General features: G+C 62.8%; 14 protein-coding genes. 9 read left to right on the forward strand and 5 right to left on the reverse strand.

Going from position 1 to position 15,001, the window contains the following annotated elements; genetic code table 11:
* The first annotated feature begins 244 nt into the window (after window positions 1–244).
* Window positions 245–2,278, forward strand: a complete 2,034-nt coding sequence (locus tag ACFSM5_RS15445; RefSeq protein ID WP_379877371.1) for a ComEC/Rec2 family competence protein — start codon at window positions 245–247, stop codon at window positions 2,276–2,278.
* Here the strand turns inward: ACFSM5_RS15445 and ACFSM5_RS15450 are convergent, their stop codons facing one another.
* Window positions 2,279–2,758, reverse strand: coding sequence for a PAS domain-containing protein (locus ACFSM5_RS15450; RefSeq protein ID WP_379877372.1), 480 nt, complete (start codon window positions 2,756–2,758; stop codon window positions 2,279–2,281).
* Window positions 2,759–2,874: 116 nt separating this feature from the next.
* On the opposite strand from ACFSM5_RS15450, the gene ACFSM5_RS15455 reads away from it, so the two are divergent.
* A complete protein-coding gene (locus tag ACFSM5_RS15455; RefSeq protein WP_379877373.1) occupies window positions 2,875–4,077 on the forward strand; it encodes a pyridoxal phosphate-dependent aminotransferase in 1,203 nt (400 codons plus the stop codon).
* A 161-nt stretch (window positions 4,078–4,238) separates the two neighbouring features.
* Here ACFSM5_RS15455 and ACFSM5_RS15460 read toward each other — a convergent pair whose 3' ends face one another.
* The 3 genes from ACFSM5_RS15460 to ACFSM5_RS15470 form a co-directional block, all read right to left on the reverse strand.
* Entirely contained in the window at window positions 4,239–4,457 is a 219-nt protein-coding gene (locus ACFSM5_RS15460) for a hypothetical protein (RefSeq protein WP_379877374.1), read from the reverse strand.
* Between the two features lie 88 nt (window positions 4,458–4,545).
* A complete protein-coding gene (locus ACFSM5_RS15465; protein ID WP_379877375.1) occupies window positions 4,546–5,556 on the reverse strand; it encodes a YeiH family protein in 1,011 nt (336 codons plus the stop codon).
* A 95-nt stretch (window positions 5,557–5,651) separates the two neighbouring features.
* Complete coding sequence (locus ACFSM5_RS15470; RefSeq protein ID WP_379877376.1) at window positions 5,652–6,551, reverse strand: DMT family transporter; 900 nt, start codon at window positions 6,549–6,551, stop codon at window positions 5,652–5,654.
* 54 nt (window positions 6,552–6,605) lie between these two features.
* Here ACFSM5_RS15470 and ACFSM5_RS15475 point away from each other — a divergent pair, with 54 nt between their 5' ends.
* The 4 genes from ACFSM5_RS15475 to ACFSM5_RS15490 all read left to right on the forward strand — a co-directional run bounded on the left by ACFSM5_RS15475 (window position 6,606) and on the right by ACFSM5_RS15490 (window position 9,852).
* Entirely contained in the window at window positions 6,606–7,370 is a 765-nt protein-coding gene (locus ACFSM5_RS15475) for an ArsR/SmtB family transcription factor (protein WP_379877377.1), read from the forward strand.
* Window positions 7,371–7,466: 96 nt separating this feature from the next.
* Window positions 7,467–8,291, forward strand: coding sequence for a chromate resistance protein ChrB domain-containing protein (locus ACFSM5_RS15480; protein ID WP_379877378.1), 825 nt, complete (start codon window positions 7,467–7,469; stop codon window positions 8,289–8,291).
* Window positions 8,288–9,577, forward strand: a complete 1,290-nt coding sequence (chrA, locus tag ACFSM5_RS15485; RefSeq protein WP_379877379.1) for a chromate efflux transporter — start codon at window positions 8,288–8,290, stop codon at window positions 9,575–9,577. The genes ACFSM5_RS15480 and chrA overlap by 4 nt, the downstream gene beginning before the upstream one ends.
* 2 nt (window positions 9,578–9,579) lie before the next feature.
* Complete coding sequence (locus ACFSM5_RS15490) at window positions 9,580–9,852, forward strand: hypothetical protein (RefSeq protein WP_379877380.1); 273 nt, start codon at window positions 9,580–9,582, stop codon at window positions 9,850–9,852.
* A gap of 40 nt (window positions 9,853–9,892) precedes the next feature.
* Here ACFSM5_RS15490 and clpB read toward each other — a convergent pair whose 3' ends face one another.
* Window positions 9,893–12,463 (reverse strand): ATP-dependent chaperone ClpB, encoded by a 2,571-nt coding sequence (gene clpB, locus ACFSM5_RS15495; protein ID WP_379877381.1) that lies wholly within the window; start codon window positions 12,461–12,463, stop codon window positions 9,893–9,895.
* A gap of 226 nt (window positions 12,464–12,689) precedes the next feature.
* Between clpB and ACFSM5_RS15500 the strand changes: the two genes are divergently transcribed.
* The 3 genes from ACFSM5_RS15500 (at window position 12,690) to ACFSM5_RS15510 (ending at window position 14,922) form a co-directional block, all read left to right on the forward strand.
* Window positions 12,690–13,523, forward strand: a complete 834-nt coding sequence (locus ACFSM5_RS15500) for a TolB family protein (RefSeq protein ID WP_379877382.1) — start codon at window positions 12,690–12,692, stop codon at window positions 13,521–13,523.
* The gene (locus ACFSM5_RS15505; RefSeq protein ID WP_379877383.1) at window positions 13,499–13,906 is read left to right on the forward strand and encodes a VOC family protein; all 408 of its coding nucleotides are present in this window, start codon (window positions 13,499–13,501) and stop codon (window positions 13,904–13,906) included. Before ACFSM5_RS15500 ends, ACFSM5_RS15505 begins: the two co-directional genes overlap by 25 nt.
* Before the next feature lie 107 nt (window positions 13,907–14,013).
* On the forward strand, window positions 14,014–14,922 hold the full coding sequence (locus ACFSM5_RS15510; protein WP_379877384.1) for a DMT family transporter: 909 nt from the start codon (window positions 14,014–14,016) through the stop codon (window positions 14,920–14,922).
* The last annotated feature ends 79 nt before the right edge of the window (window positions 14,923–15,001 follow it).

The raw sequence follows: 15,001 nt of genomic DNA on the forward strand, positions 1-15,001 counted from the left end.
CGGCGACTCAAGGCACAGTTCGGTTACGAGATAGGTGGAGAGGAATCGCCAAGCCCCACAAAAGAGTGTCATCCCGGGCTTGACCCGGGATCCGGCCGCCGAATGTTGCTGTCCGGCGCCGTTTTACCTCGGCCACATCCTACGGTCGGATCCCGGCTCCGGGGGCCGGGATGACAGTATTATTGAGTAATGGTTTGCGAGCGCTCTTGCTGGATCACTCAATCTATGAGTGTATTTCTCCTTCATGCATGAAACCTTCCGCCTCGCACCGCGGTCCTTTGCCGCCAAGCCCCGCCTGATCGGCCGCCTTCAGGATTGGTTGACGGCAGAAGCGGTTCGTCTGCCGCTGCTGGGGCCGTTGTGGCTGGCGGCGGGAATTGGTGGCTATTTCGCCCTGGCATGGGAGCCGGAACCCTGGGTGTCGGTCGTCTGCGGTGGTCTGGGGCTTTGTCTGCTCGCTGCGCGGGGACGCTTGATGGGAGTGACGGCGCTGGCGCTCATGCTGCTGGGGTTCGCCTTGGCAGCCGGGCGCAGTCATTGGCTGGCAACGCCGATGCTGTCTCGGACGCTGGCCGCTGAAAGCCGGATCATGGAGGTGGTCCAGATCGACCGGCTGTCCTATGGCACGCGCCTTGTCGTGCGGCTGGCCGATGGGATGCAGGCGCGGGTGACGGCACCAATAGAAGCAGTACCCCCTGTGGTCACGGTGGGGGACAGGTTGAGCGCGCGGCTGAGGTTGTCGCCGGTAGCTGCGCCCTTTGCTCCCGGCGGTTACGACCTGCAACGGCATCTCTATTTCCAGGGGATTGGTGCCACCGGCTGGATCGAAGGGACGATCTCCCATGATCCGCAACCGGTAACGGGCTGGCGAGTGGGGTTGGAGCGTTTCCGGGCGAGGCTGCAGCAGGCGGTCCATGGGGCGCTGCCGGAGCGGGAGGCCGCGATTGCCGCAGCCCTGATCGTCGGAGAGCAGGGAGCGATTGCGGACAGCGATGCACGGGCGATGCGGGTATCCGGCCTGTCGCATCTGCTGTCCATCTCCGGCCTTCATATCGGGTTGGTGGCTTGGATCTTCTTGGGCGGGCTATCACTGGTGCTGTCGGCGATCCCGGCGCTGGTGCTGCGCTGGCCTGCCCGCAAGCTCGCGGCGTATCCGGCCTTGCTGGCGATCCTGGGCTATTCCCTGCTGGCTGGATGGGACATTCCGGTGCAGCGATCTTTTCTAATGTATGCGCTCGTGCTGCTGGCCCTGATGGTGAACCGGGATCCCTGGTCGCTGCGGTCAGTCGCTCTGGCAGCCTTCGCGGTGCTGATCCTAACGCCGGAGGCCCTGTTGTCTCCTGGCTTCCAGATGTCCTTTGCCGCTGTGCTGGTCCTTATCGCCGGATGGGAGCGGGTGCAGCCGCGCCTATTGGCGCTACGAGAAGCGGGAGGTTGGCCGTTTATGGTGGCGTCCTGGCTGGTCGGGATGGTGGCGAGTTCGCTGCTGGCCACCCTGGCGACCACGCCGTTTGCCGTGCACCATTTTCAGCAACCCGCGCCCTACGGGATCCTTGCCAATATGATCGCTATTCCCTTGTCGGGGATCGTGATCATGCCCGCCGCTGTCTTGGCCGTGCTGGGAATGGCGGCGGGATGGCCGGAGCCGGGGTTTGCCCTGCTGGGTTGGGGGATCGACCTGCTGCTGAGCCTTGCGGACGGGGTGGCGGAACTGCCGGGGGCCAATCTGCTTGTCCCGGCCTTGCCCACCGGCGCGCTGCTGCTGATTGCCCTGGGCGGGATCTGGCTGGTGCTGTCGGCAAGCGTGCTGCGCTGGATTGGCCTTGCCGCCGCAGTTGTGGGGTTGATCCTATCTTTTTGGACGCCAGTCCCTGTTGCCATGGTCAGTGCTGGCGGCCGCGCGGTGGGATTGGCTGCCGAGGGACGACTACTAGTGGCGGGATTGGGGGGCGGCAGCATCCAGGCTCGGGCCTGGGGGGAGCGGGTGCTAACGCGGGATATCGGGGCGATGAATTGCGGTGCGCTCTGCTTGTTGAAGACGGACGGGCTGACCGTCGCGTTGGTCCGGGAGGCGCGTGGCGTGGCGGAGGCCTGTCGGAGCGCGGATATCCTGCTAACGCTGGTTCCGTTACGACTCCCCTGTCCTGGGCCTGCGATTGTGCGCGATGTCTATGACGCTGAACGGGAGGGGGCGGTTGCGATCTATCGGTCGGCTGACGGGCTGCGTATCGATAGCGACCGGGATCATCGGGGGCAGCGGCCCTGGGTGGTGCGGTAGTTACACCCGCTCGAAATGTATATAGCCCATGACCATCGCGACCTTGTTGTCGGCGTCACGGCTCAGCGGCATCAGCAGGGCGCCCAGATCGCGCAGGCGGGGATCGGGGACTGTGACGCTGTCCCAGGCGAAAACCGGCTGGCATGTGTCGCGCACCAGTCGGTAAAGGGTCTGGATCTCTGACCTTTCGCGGCCAATACCCTTGCCAAAGAATGTTTCAAAGACCGGCTTCCCGGTCGGGTCATAGCCGCGTGCCCGACATAGCAGGGTCCCGACAAGCCGGTAGCGGAACTCGTCCGGCGGGTCCACGACGTCCACCAGCATCAGTGATGGCAGGTAGGTTTTGAGGGCCATCGGATCAATATCGGCGCGGCGCGGCATCAGCTTTCCTGCGCGCTTGGCAGCCCAATAGCGGTAAACCTCGGCCGTGGCTGGCGGGCAGCGGTCGAGAAATTCCAGGGATTGAGTATAGGTGCGCATGTTGAATTGTACTCTGACCCCAGTTGAGAAATCAGGACAAGTGTAGGATTGCGCCCTTGGTCCACCGCTTTTAAGGTGCGCGGCAGCTTTTTCGTCTTGCTTCTGGGAACCCTCCGATGCCGTTTCTTGCCGACCGCCTCGATGCCATCAAGCCGTCCCCGACGATTGCCGTTACCGGCCGCGCCCGCGCCCTGAAAGCCGAAGGCCGCGACATCATCTCGATGTCTGTCGGCGAGCCGGACTTCGACACCCCGGAACACATCAAAGCCGCTGCCATTGCGGCGATCCAGGGCGGCGATACCAAATATACCGACGTCGACGGCACGGTCGCGCTGAAGAAGGCGATCTGCGAGAAGTTCAAGCGCGAGAATAACCTCGACTATAAGGTCGAAAACATCACGGTCGGTACCGGCGGCAAGCAGGTGCTCTATAACGCCCTGATGGCGACCCTGAATGTCGGGGACGAAGTCATCATCCCAGCCCCTTACTGGGTCTCCTATCCGGACATGGTGCTGCTGGCCGAGGGCACCCCGGTCTTCGTCACCTGCGGCGAAAACGCCAGCTTCAAGCTGCGCCCGGAAGCCCTGGAACAGGCGATCACCGCCAAGACCAAATGGCTGATCCTGAACTCGCCGTCGAACCCGACCGGCGCGGGCTATACCAAGGACGAACTGCTGGCCCTGGCCGAAGTGCTGCGCCGCCATCCGAACGTCTATGTCATGACCGACGATATGTACGAACATCTCGGCTATGACGGCTGGAAGTTCGCGACCATCGCTGAAGTGGCACCGGATCTGATCGACCGCGTGCTGACGGTCAATGGCGTATCCAAGGCCTATGCCATGACCGGCTGGCGCATCGGTTATGCCGGTGGCCCGGTCAATCTGATCAAGGCGATCTCCAAGCTGCAGTCGCAGTCGACGTCGAACCCATCGTCGATCAGCCAGGCTGCTGCCCTGGCGGCCCTGACCGGCCCGATGGACTTCCTGGGTGAGCGCAACGACAAGTTCCGCGAACGCCGCGACCTCTGCGTCGATCTGCTGAACAAGGCCCCCGGCATCACCTGCCTGAAGCCCGAAGGCGCTTTCTATGTCTATCCGTCCTGCGCGGGCGTGATTGGCAAGAAGACCAAGGACGGCAAGGTCATTAATAACGACAGCGACTTCGTGCTCTTCTTGCTGGAATCTGAGGGCGTCGCGGCTGTGCAGGGCTCGGCTTTCGGGCTGGAGCCATACTTCCGCCTGTCCTATGCGACCTCGACGGAGAACGTCATTGAGGCGTGTCATCGCATTCAGCGCTTCTGCGCTTCCCTGACCTAAGTCCTTCGTCTGGCGGCGATCTGCGTCACTGCCGGAAATGCTCGGATCCTCGCGTACAGGGAGTACGCTCCGGTCCTGTGCTCCCCGGCAGCTAGCAGATCATCCACCAGCCTTCAGGATGCGGCTGAGACAAAAGAAAAGCCCCGCTCGAAAGAGCGGGGCTATTTTTTGTTGAGGATCACCTCAACCTCCGCATCGCTAGCCAAGCGGCTATGTCCAGCGGATAAATCTGAAGCGGTGCGCACCAGCTTCTGATGCCGTGGGTCGCCTTTGGCAATCTTCACACTCATATGGGCTATGGGTGCCTTTTCATCATCAGGATGGTTGGAGAGCAGAACGAGAAAGTCGCCGTTATGATCCATCCTGATGATTGCTGCCATCCCGCCCGCCTGCCCGAGTGATGGGGCTACGGATAGGCTGGCCGTAACCGCCGCGATGGCAAGGTGCAGAGATAGCCGCATATCGTTCCTATGACCCCGAATGGCCGCTGGCGTAGATCAGCACCAGCACGGCCAGCATGATGAAGATCGTCTCGGCGACCATCATCAGGGCCGCACGTGGGCCGACCTTGGCGATATCCTGCATCGAGGTCTTGATGCCAAGAGCGCTGATCGAAATCAGGATGCACCAGCGCGAGGCATCGGACAGACCGGCGGCGACGGGCTTGGGAACCCAACCCAGGCTGTTCGCAGCGACCAGCAGAATGAAGGCGATCAGGAACGACGGGAAAAGCGGGGCCTTGCCTGCGGCCTCGTCCCCCGGCACCAGACGGCGACCCAGGATGGCGATGGTCAGCACCACCGGCACCAGCAGGGCGACGCGCCAGAGCTTGATGATCGTCGCGGTATCGCCGGTTTCGACAGAGACGGCATAACCGGCGCCGACGACCTGGGCGACGTCATGAATGGTGCCACCCAGGAAAATGCCGCTCGCCACTGCATCGAACCCCAGCAGCTTGGCGAGGATCGGATAGAGCACCATGGCGATGGTCGACAGCGAGGTCACGGCGACGATGGCGAAGGCCGTATCGCGCTCCTGATCCGGATAGCGCGGCAGCACGGCAGACACGGCTGCAGCGGCCGACGCACCGCAGATTGCCACCGCACCGCCGGTCAGGATGCCGACCCGGCGCTTCATGCCGAGCATCTTTGCCAGCGCGGCGCCGAAGAAAATCGTTGCCACCACCGCCAGCGCGACGCCGACCAGCGACTGCCAACCAAGAGCGGCCACCTGATCCGCGGTGATGCGGGCGCCCAGCAAGGCAACGCCCAGACGCAGCACCGTGCGGGCAGAGCGGGCAATGCCGGGGGCAAAGCGGCTATCACTGGAGAGGAAGTGGAAGGCCATGCCCAGCAGCAGCGCAAAAAGGACCGTCGGCCCGCCGTAGTGATCGGTGATGAAACTGGCAGCCATCGCAATGATGACGGCGAGGGCGAAACCGGGAAGCGCGGTCTTTACTTCGCTGATAACGACGGACATCGGAACCTGGAGGGTTGTCTATACAAGTAAGAGAGCTCCAGTCTGGAACCGCTTCTGCTTCTCCGCAAGGCAAAAGAACAGCTCTCGCCTGGGATTTACGATTTACGCGGCCAGGTGATGGCCATGACGCCCAGAATGACGCAGACAAGGCCGATCCAGGCGGTGGAGGTCAGGCTTTCACCCAGGAACAGCGCGCCGATACCGACGGCAATCGGGGTACGAAGGTAACCTTGCGCCGTGGTGCCGACCGATCCCAGCGTGTGGATCAGGCGGAAATAGAGGGTGAAGGCCCCGGCGGTTGAGAAAACGGCCAGGATCAGCAGGGCCGTGAGCGATTGGTTCGAAGGCGTAAGGGTCCAGGGTCTGTCAATGATCAGACTCAAGGGAATGAGGATGATCGCCCCACAGATCAGCGATCCGGCGGCGGGGGCTATAGGATCGAGCCCCTTGAAGTTCTTGCCGAAGATCGCTGCCCCCGCATAACAGGCGGTTGCCAGCACCACCGCCAACTGACCCCAGAGCTGATCCCCGATACCCTGCAGGGCCTGGACGCCGACGATCAGGCAGACGCCGCCGAGGCCGAGGGCGACGCCCAGAAGCTTGGTACCGCTCAGGGCTTCATGACGGCTCCAGGCAAGGGTCAGCAGGACGGTCATCACGGGCGTCAGGCTGTTGAGGATCCCGGCCAGCCCGGCATCGACCGACAGTTCGGCCCAGGCGATCAAGGTGAAGGGTAGGGCAGAGTTCAGGCAGGCCTGGATGAAGAACTTCCCCCAGGTGCCGCGGTCCATCGGCAGAGCGATACCCCGCATCCGCAGAACCGCCAGCAGGAGTAGGCCCGCGATCAAGGTGCGGGCGGCAATCAGGGTGATTGGCGGGATCGTTTCGATGCCGAACTTAATCAATGTATAGGAGGCACCCCAAAGGGTTGCGAGCAGGAGCAGCAGGGTAAGCTCGCGGTAGGGTGGGGAGGCGGTAGCGGTGGCGGCGGTCATACTGGTCTCCTTTTGGAGGAGAGTGCCAGCACGGAGCCGGAAAGGCGCTCAGGAATGGTTCGGTCCACGCCGAACTATTCCTCACTGACCGGCGGTGCCGTCGGGGGTAAGATCGCTGCCATGACAAATCTCGTATCCGGCATCACGCTCGCAGAAGTCGCCTCCGTTATCGGGGATGTGGCACGGGCCAATATCCTCTCCGCCCTCATGGATGGGCGGGCGTTGACGGCGGGGGAGTTGGCCTGGTACGCCGGGGTCGGCGCGCCCACCACCAGCGGGCATCTGGCCAAACTGGCCGAAGCCAATCTGGTGACGGTCGAGAAGCAAGGGCGGCACCGCTATTACCGTCTTGCCTCGGCCCAGGTGGCGGAAGTTCTTGAAGCGCTGATGACCCTGTCTGCCTCCGGTCCGAAACGCCATCGCCCCACCGGCCCGAAGGACGAGGCGATGCGGACCGCCCGTACCTGCTACGACCATCTGGCCGGGCGATTGGGTATCGCGGTCGCCGATGCCATGACCGGACGCGGGCTGATCGTTCTTGGGGAGGGGGCTGGGACGGTGACGGACGAGGGGCGTGGCTTTCTTCAAGCCTTCGGGGTCGATCCGGGTGCTGGCCCCAGGAGCCGCCCGGTCTGCAAGACCTGCCTCGACTGGAGCGAGCGGCGCCCGCATCTGGCAGGCAAGGTCGGGGTCGGACTGTGCAACCGCGCGTTCGAACTGGGTTGGATCGAGCGCACCCGCGACAGCCGGGCACTGAAGATCACGGGGGCGGGAGAAGCAGGTTTCCTGGAAGTGTTCGGGTTCATGCTTGACGCCTGATCCTGCCCACCCATAGGTTGGAGGCCATGGGGTAGGCGACACCCCACGAGGCGCCCTGCCGAAGCATCGCATCCCACATCTTCTGGAGGATGACGCATGCCTGCTTTCGGGACGATTTCCCCTGACAAACTGATGCGCCTGATTGGCTTGCCGAACGCACCGACCTTGATCGATGTGCGGATGGAAGAAGACTTTGCCGCCGACCCGCGCCTTTTGCCCGCCAGCCAACGCCGGTCGCACAAGAATGCTGCCGATTGGTGCGATAAACTCGGCGACGGTCCCTTTGTGGTGATTTGTCAGAAGGGGCTGAAACTCTCCCACGGAGTTGCCGCCTGGCTACGTCAGGCCGGGTGTGATGCCGAGGTGCTCGAGGGTGGTTTCGAGGCTTGGCACAAGGCTGGATTGCCGGTGATCCCATTGGGCGAAATCGCCCCACGTGACGGGCGAGGCCGCTCTGTCTGGGTCACCCGCGCACGTCCCAAGATCGATCGTATCGCCTGCCCCTGGCTCATTCGCCGTTTCATCGACCCGGACGCCGTATTTCTGTTTGTCGCCCCATCCGAAGTTGAGGCCGTCGCAGATCGCTTTGGAGGGGTTCCTTTCGATGTGGATGGCGTGCGGTGGAGCCACCGGGGCGAGTTCTGCACTTTCGATGTAATGGTGGAGGCTTTCGGGCTGGGCTTCGAGGCGATGTCTCGCCTTGCGGTCATTGTGCGCGGAGCCGATACGGCCCGACCGGATCTGGCGCCGGAGGTTTCGGGCCTATTGGCGGCCTCTCTTGGGTTTTCCCGCATGTATGCCGATGACCTGGAGCAGATGGCTGCAACATTCCCGCTCTATGATGCCCTTTACCGGTGGTGCCGGGATGCCACCGATGAAACCCATAATTGGCCGCATAAGAAGCCGGGAGCCAAAGCATGACCGCCGCTACTGTCCAAGACGCCCAAGTCGGCAAGGCCCCTTCCTTCGCCGACCTGCTGAAAACCTTCCTGCGCATCGGCCTGCTGTCCTTCGGAGGACCCGCGGGTCAGATCGCGCTGATGCATAAGACGTTGGTCGACGACAAAAAATGGGTCGATGAGGCGACGTTCCTGCATGCGCTCAATTTCTGCATGCTGCTGCCGGGACCGGAGGCGATGCAGCTGGCGACCTATGTCGGCTGGAAGCTGCATGGGGTGAAAGGCGGGGTCGCATCGGGGCTGCTGTTCGTGCTGCCGGGACTGGCCGTGGTGCTGGGGCTGTCGGTGCTCTATGTCAGTTTCCTCGATACTTCCTGGCTGGCTGGGGTGTTCTTCGGATTGAAGGCGGCCGTGTTGGCCATCGTTCTGGAGGCACTGATTCGTATTGCCAAGCGGGCGTTGAAAGATCCCTTTGCCTGGGCGCTGGCCGCTACCGCCTTCGCAGCGCTGTTCGCGCTCGCCATTCCGTTTCCGCTGGTGGTCATCGGCGCCGGAATTCTCGGCTTTATCCGGGCGAGGGGGACGGCGACAGCGGGAGAGCCGGTGGTGGTCAAGTCGCTGTCCACGCTTCTCATCTGGGGGGCGCTCTGGATTGCGCCCTTCGTGGCGATCCTGGCCGTGGGCAGCCCGACCTTCCTAGATATCGGTGTCTTTTTCTCCAAGATGGCGGTGGTCACCTTTGGCGGTGCCTATGCGGTCCTGTCCTATGTCGCCGAACAGGCGGTGGAGGTTTATGGCTGGCTGAGCCCCGGCGAGATGATCGACGGTTTGGCGTTGGCAGAAACCACGCCCGGTCCGCTTATCCTGGTGTTGAGCTTCGTCGGCTTTCTGGCGGGCTTCCGGGAAGGCGGGGTCGCGAGTGGTTTGGCGGGCGGACTACTGACGGCCTGGGTGACCTTCGTACCCTGTTTCCTATGGATCTTCCTGGGCGCACCCTACCTCGACCGCATCCGGGCTAATCCCAGGCTGGCAGGAGCCCTGGCGGCTATCACGGCGGCGGTGGTCGGGGTTATCCTGAACCTCACCGTCTGGTTCGGGCTGCATGTCCTGTTTGGCAAGGTAGGGGAAATCGATCTGGGGCTTATCCGTTTCGCGGCCCCGGAAGTTGCCAGTTTCTCGCCCCAGGCTCTCGGACTTAGTGTGCTGGCGGCGGTGATGCTGCTGCGCCTCAAGGCCGGTGTCCCGCTGACGTTGACACTGTCGGCCGTTCTGGCGGTGGGGTGGGGACAATGGGGAAACGGATTTTAGCGGTGGCGCTTCTCGCGCTGACGGGGGGAGGGGCATCGGCAAATCCATTGGATGAGCTGCCTGTCGACGTGCAGGTCTTTGTCGAGCGTGCGGATGAATGCCTGCGCTGGCGGGGTGAAGATTCCAGCGACGAAGCCCGTCGTGCCGATATCACCAAGGCGGTCCGGGAACTGCGTTGCGCCGAACTGAAGGCCGATTTCATCGCGCTGAAAGCCGATTATCCCGATCAGCCGGATCTGATGAAGGCGCTGGGCGAGGTTTTCAGCCTGGAGTAGGGAGCGACAAAAAGGCGGGGATTGCTCCCCGCCTTTTGCTTTACGCGATCACCAGGCCTTCGTCGCCTGCGTTGACCCGGACGGTCTGGCCGTCCTGGATCTTGCCGGCCAGCAGTTCCTCCGCCAGCCGGTTCTGCAGACTGCGCTGTACGACGCGCTTCAGAGGGCGCGCGCCATAGACGGGGTCGTAACCCGCATCGGCCAGCCATTGTTTGGCATCCTCCGACACCTCCAGCGTGATCTTGCGATCCGCCAGCAGACGCTTCAGCGTGCCGAGCTGAATATCAACGATGCCGCCCATCTGGTTCCGGGTCAGGCGGTGGAACATCAGGATCTCGTCCAGTCGATTGAGGAATTCGGGACGGAAGGCGGAGCGCACCGCCTCCATCACCCGGTCCCGGATGAAACCGGGAATTTCCTCGCTCTCTCCTGCCTCGGCCAGGAATTCCGAACCGAGGTTGGAGGTCAGCACGATGAGGGTGTTGCGGAAGTCGACCGTGCGCCCCTGACCATCGGTCAGGCGGCCATCGTCCAGAACCTGGAGCAGGATGTTGAAGACGTCCGGGTGCGCCTTTTCCACCTCGTCGAACAGGATCACCTGATAGGGGCGACGGCGCACGGCTTCGGTGATCACGCCGCCTTCCTCGTATCCGACGTAGCCCGGAGGGGCGCCGATCAGGCGGGAAACCGCGTGCTTCTCCATATATTCCGACATATCGATGCGCAGCAGCGCCTTGTCGTCGTCGAAGAGGAAATGCGCTAACGCCTTGGTCAGCTCGGTCTTGCCGACGCCGGTCGGACCAAGGAAGAGGAAGGAGCCTATGGGGCGGCTCTGATCCTGCAACCCGGCACGGGCACGGCGCACGGCCTGGGAGACAGCCTTGATCGCCTCGTCCTGGCCGACCACACGGCCATGGAGTGCGCTTTCCATCGCGAGCAGCTTCTCCCGCTCGCCTTCCAGCATCTTGTCGACAGGGACGCCGGTCCAGCGGGATACGACGCTGGCGATATCCTGGTCCGTCACGGCCTCGCGCACGATGTTGGCGCCGCCGCTCTCGGACTCGGCCAGCTTCTTCTCAAGTTCCGGGATCACGCCATAGGTTAGTTCACCCGCTTTGGCCCAATCGCCGCCGCGCTGCGCCTGTTCCAGCGTGGCGCGGGCATGGTCGAGCTGTTCCTTGATCTTCTGACCGGAGGCAAGCTGATCCTTCTCTGCCGCCCAGGCAGCCGTCATCTCGGCCGACTTGGCCTCCAGGCTGCCCAGTTCGACATCGAGTCTTTCGAGACGGTCGCGCGACCCGCTGTCGGTTTCCTTTTTCAGGGCTTCGCGTTCGATCTTCAGCTGGATGATGCGGCGGTCGAGCTCGTCGATCTCTTCGGGTTTGCTGTCCACTTCCATGCGCAGACGCGATGCCGCCTCGTCCACCAGATCGATGGCCTTATCGGGCAGGAAGCGGTCTGCGATATAGCGGTTGGACAAAGTCGCGGCGGCCACGATGGCGGCGTCCGTAATGCGGATGCCGTGGTGAACCTCGTATTTCTCCTTCAGGCCGCGCAGGATGGAAATGGTGTCTTCCACGGTGGGTTCCGACACGAAGACCGGCTGGAAGCGACGGGCGAGCGCTGCGTCCTTCTCGATATACTTCCGATACTCATCCAGGGTCGTTGCGCCAACGCAATGAAGATCGCCGCGCGCCAACGCGGGCTTCAGCATGTTGGAGGCATCCATGGCGCCATCGGCCTTGCCCGCCCCGACCAGGGTGTGCAGTTCGTCGATGAACAGGACGACATCGCCTTCCATCGACTGCACTTCGGACAGCACGGCCTTCAGGCGTTCTTCGAACTCGCCGCGGAACTTGGCGCCAGCGATCAGGGCGCCAAGGTCGAGCGACATCAGCTTCTTGTTCTTCAGGCTTTCCGGCACGTCACCCTTGACGATGCGCAGGGCGAGGCCTTCGACGATGGCGGTCTTGCCGACGCCGGGTTCGCCGATCAGGACGGGGTTGTTCTTGGTGCGGCGGGCCAGAACCTGGATCGCGCGGCGGATTTCCTCGTCGCGGCCGATCACGGGGTCGAGCTTGCCGGTCGCCGCCGCTTCGGTCAGGTCGCGGGCGTATTTCTTGAGGGCGTCATATTGATTCTCGGCGGTTGCGCTGTCGGCGGTGCGCCCCTTACGCAGCTCGTCGATGGCCTTGTTCAGACCTTGCGGCGTAGCTCCGGCATTGGCCAGGGCCTTGGCGGCCGAGGTGCCGGAGGCCAGCGCGATGGCGAGCAGCAGGCGCTCGGCGGTGACGAAACTGTCGCCGGCTTTCTGGGAGATCTGCTGGGCCTGTTCGAACAGCCGGGCGGTTTCCGGGGTCAGCATCAACCCGCCAGCGCCCGAGCCTTCCACCTTGGGCTGGCGGGCGAGTTCCGCTTCTACCTGCTCCAGGGCGCGCTTGGGGTCGCCGCCTGCCGATTTGATCAGCTTGGCCGCCAGACCTTCGGTATCGTCCAGCAGCACCTTCAAAATATGATCGGGAAGCCACCGCTGATGCCCCGACCGTACCGCGAGGCCTTGGGCGCTTTGCAGAAAACCGCGCGCCCGTTCGGTGTAACGCTCGAAATCCATATGTCACCTCTGTCTCATCCGCCCCGGTAACCGGCGACGGTTGCGTAGGCCTAACGGGCATTGCCCTGCATGAGGCCATTCAGCGCCGCGACAATCGCCAACGCTCCTGACACAGCATATGGGAAAGGCTACGGGGGTCGTAAAGATCTGTTTTAGCGGCAGGATTGCAAAATTTTATAGGCGAGCGCCTACTGCAACCGAAGCGGGATTTGAGGTGGCAAGCAAAATGCGGATCGGGCTGATTGCCGGGGCTTGGATGGCGCTGGCGAGCTTTAGCGTGGCTGCTAAGGAATGCGTAATCGTCCCGGTCAGTTTCGAATTCGACGAAAGGTGGGAGTGTTTCGTCGACGAGCCGGAAGTCAGCGAATTCTTCGAACGCGACGGCCGGATCTTTGTGAAGGTCGAGGGCCGCGATGTCGCCTTGACGCAGGGACCGCGCGATAATCAGCCGATCCTGTGGCCGGACGGGCAGGGGCTCTATTTCTTCCGGGATGAAGAAGGTGGCGATGAATATAACACCTTCCGCCAGCTCTGGTCCCAACGGCTTGATGGGAGCCAAGCCCAGCCGGTGGGTAAGCCGGATAGAAACTCAGGTGCTTTGGCCTTTTCCCGTAATGGTAAGTCGCTCTATTTCTGGTCCTATACCAACGGCAATCATGGGTCGGTCTTCCGGGTCGACCATGAGACAAAGCAGGTCGGCTTCTTCGCCTATGCCACCAGCTATTACCTGCCGATAAATTGCAGTGGGGCGTTTGAGGAAGAGTTAATCGACACGATCCTCGTCACAGTGCCGCAGTATGGCGTTTTTCGCTCGGGGGCAGAGAGAAGGATCTTAAGGTCTTTGCCCCGGATGGAAAGCTGTTGGGGGACGATACCTTCAGAAACATCGCCGAAATATGTGGCCGACATTAGCCATTCGACGCGTCCTGTAGCCTGTCTTGGCCTTGCCGTCCGACCTGCCCGCGCGAGATTCCGGATCAACTCCGGGATGACGGCGTTTATAGGGGCGAGGCAATCGAGGATAGGGAGAAACTCATGGAGTTCCACACCGGACGCCTGATCGATCACGTGCATCTGCGCGTGAAGGATCTGGAGGCGAGCCACACGTTCTATGCAGCGGTCCTGACGGCGTTGGGCAAGGGTGGGCAACTGCTGAAGACCGAGGATCATTTCAATATCGACGAGCTTTGGGTCGATAGGGCAGATGGCTATACCAGCAAAGTCCATCTGGCCTTCCAGGCCGCCGACCGGGTGGCGGTGGAGCGGTTCCATCGTGCAGGGCTGGCTGCGGGGGGCAAAGATAACGGAGCACCGGGCGAGCGGCCGTATCATCCCGGATATTATGGCGCCTTCCTGATCGATCCCGATGGCAACAATATCGAAGCGGTGTTCCACGGCCCCTCGACCCGCACGGCGGAATCGGTCGTGGTGACGCCGAAGTAGTGGCATCCCGCGTCGCCGTATTGTCAGGGTGGCATTATTGGGCTAGCGGGCACACGCATGACCTCCTATAAGAACGTCGCAAGAACAAGACGGCGGGGGGATGTGAAATGCGGTTGCAGGATTGGGGCCTTCTGGCAGGGCAATCGCTGATCTGGGGCGCAAGCTTCCTTTTCGCCAAGGTTGCCGTCGGTTACGTGCCGCCGCTGACATTGGTGCTGGCCCGTGTGAGCATCGCTGCCTTTGCCCTTTGGATCGCCTGCCGGATGGCGGGGAAGCCGGGGCTGCAGGGATTTGTCGAGAACTGGCAGAAGTTTCTGCTGCTGGGCTTCATCGCGTCGGCGCTGCCGTTCGCCTTGCTGTTCTGGGCGCAGACGCGCATCGGTGCCGGTCTCTCCTCCATCCTCAATGCCACGACGCCGGTCTTCACCGCGCTGCTGGCGGTCTTCGTCTTCCGGGCGGAGAAGGCCGAGGCGCGGATCTTCGGAGGGATCGCCCTGGGGATCGCCGGGGTGGTGTCGGTGGTCGGGCCGTCGGCGCTGATCGGTGCGGGCGCAGATCCGGTGGCGCAGCTCGCGGTGCTGGGGACCGCCTGCTCCTATGGCATCGCCGGGAACTACGCCCAGAAATTCCGCCACCTCCCCAGCCTGACGGTTGCTGGAGGACAGATGGCGGGGGCCGCCGTCGTGATTGCGCCCTTCGCGCTGTTCCTTGATCGGCCCTGGGAAATGGCGATGCCGCCGATCCATGCCGTGGGGGCTGTGCTGGCGCTGGCCTTGATCTGCACCGCCTATGCCTACGCGCTGTTCTATAAATTGATCCAGCGGGCAGGGGCGATTTCAGCGTCGCTGGTCACGATCCTGGTGCCGCCGGTGGCCGCCTTCCTGTCGGCAATCTTCCTGGGCGAGCGCCTGGGCGTTCAGCATGCGGTGGGGCTGCTGCTGATCTTCGCAGGTCTGCTGGTGATGGACCGGACGCTGCGAGGCTTTGTTGTGAAGCCGTTCAAGCGTGGAACCTGACGGCTTTCATAAGCGCTGAAACAATCCTGGCACCCAAGGTTCACGCCAGCGTTATCGGGCGGTCATAGGATACCGCTAT

The sequence above is a fragment of the Lacibacterium aquatile genome (assembly GCF_042683105.1).
GTDB lineage: Bacteria > Pseudomonadota > Alphaproteobacteria > Elsterales > Elsteraceae > Lacibacterium > Lacibacterium aquatile.

Bases quoted from the DNA above. Each gene is read 5' to 3' on its own strand.
- ACFSM5_RS15445 (WP_379877371.1), top strand. From the start codon at position 245: ATGCATGAAACCTTCCGCCTCGCACCGCGGTCCTTTGCCGCCAAGCCC.
- ACFSM5_RS15450 (WP_379877372.1), bottom strand. From the start codon at position 2,758: ATGCGCACCTATACTCAATCCCTGGAATTTCTCGACCGCTGCCCGCCA.
- ACFSM5_RS15455 (WP_379877373.1), top strand. From the start codon at position 2,875: ATGCCGTTTCTTGCCGACCGCCTCGATGCCATCAAGCCGTCCCCGACG.
- ACFSM5_RS15460 (WP_379877374.1), bottom strand. From the start codon at position 4,457: ATGGCAGCAATCATCAGGATGGATCATAACGGCGACTTTCTCGTTCTG.
- ACFSM5_RS15465 (WP_379877375.1), bottom strand. From the start codon at position 5,556: ATGTCCGTCGTTATCAGCGAAGTAAAGACCGCGCTTCCCGGTTTCGCC.
- ACFSM5_RS15470 (WP_379877376.1), bottom strand. From the start codon at position 6,551: ATGACCGCCGCCACCGCTACCGCCTCCCCACCCTACCGCGAGCTTACC.
- ACFSM5_RS15475 (WP_379877377.1), top strand. From the start codon at position 6,606: ATGGTTCGGTCCACGCCGAACTATTCCTCACTGACCGGCGGTGCCGTC.
- ACFSM5_RS15480 (WP_379877378.1), top strand. From the start codon at position 7,467: ATGCCTGCTTTCGGGACGATTTCCCCTGACAAACTGATGCGCCTGATT.
- chrA (WP_379877379.1), top strand. From the start codon at position 8,288: ATGACCGCCGCTACTGTCCAAGACGCCCAAGTCGGCAAGGCCCCTTCC.
- clpB (WP_379877381.1), bottom strand. From the start codon at position 12,463: ATGGATTTCGAGCGTTACACCGAACGGGCGCGCGGTTTTCTGCAAAGC.
- ACFSM5_RS15500 (WP_379877382.1), top strand. From the start codon at position 12,690: ATGCGGATCGGGCTGATTGCCGGGGCTTGGATGGCGCTGGCGAGCTTT.
- ACFSM5_RS15505 (WP_379877383.1), top strand. From the start codon at position 13,499: ATGGAGTTCCACACCGGACGCCTGATCGATCACGTGCATCTGCGCGTG.
- ACFSM5_RS15510 (WP_379877384.1), top strand. From the start codon at position 14,014: ATGCGGTTGCAGGATTGGGGCCTTCTGGCAGGGCAATCGCTGATCTGG.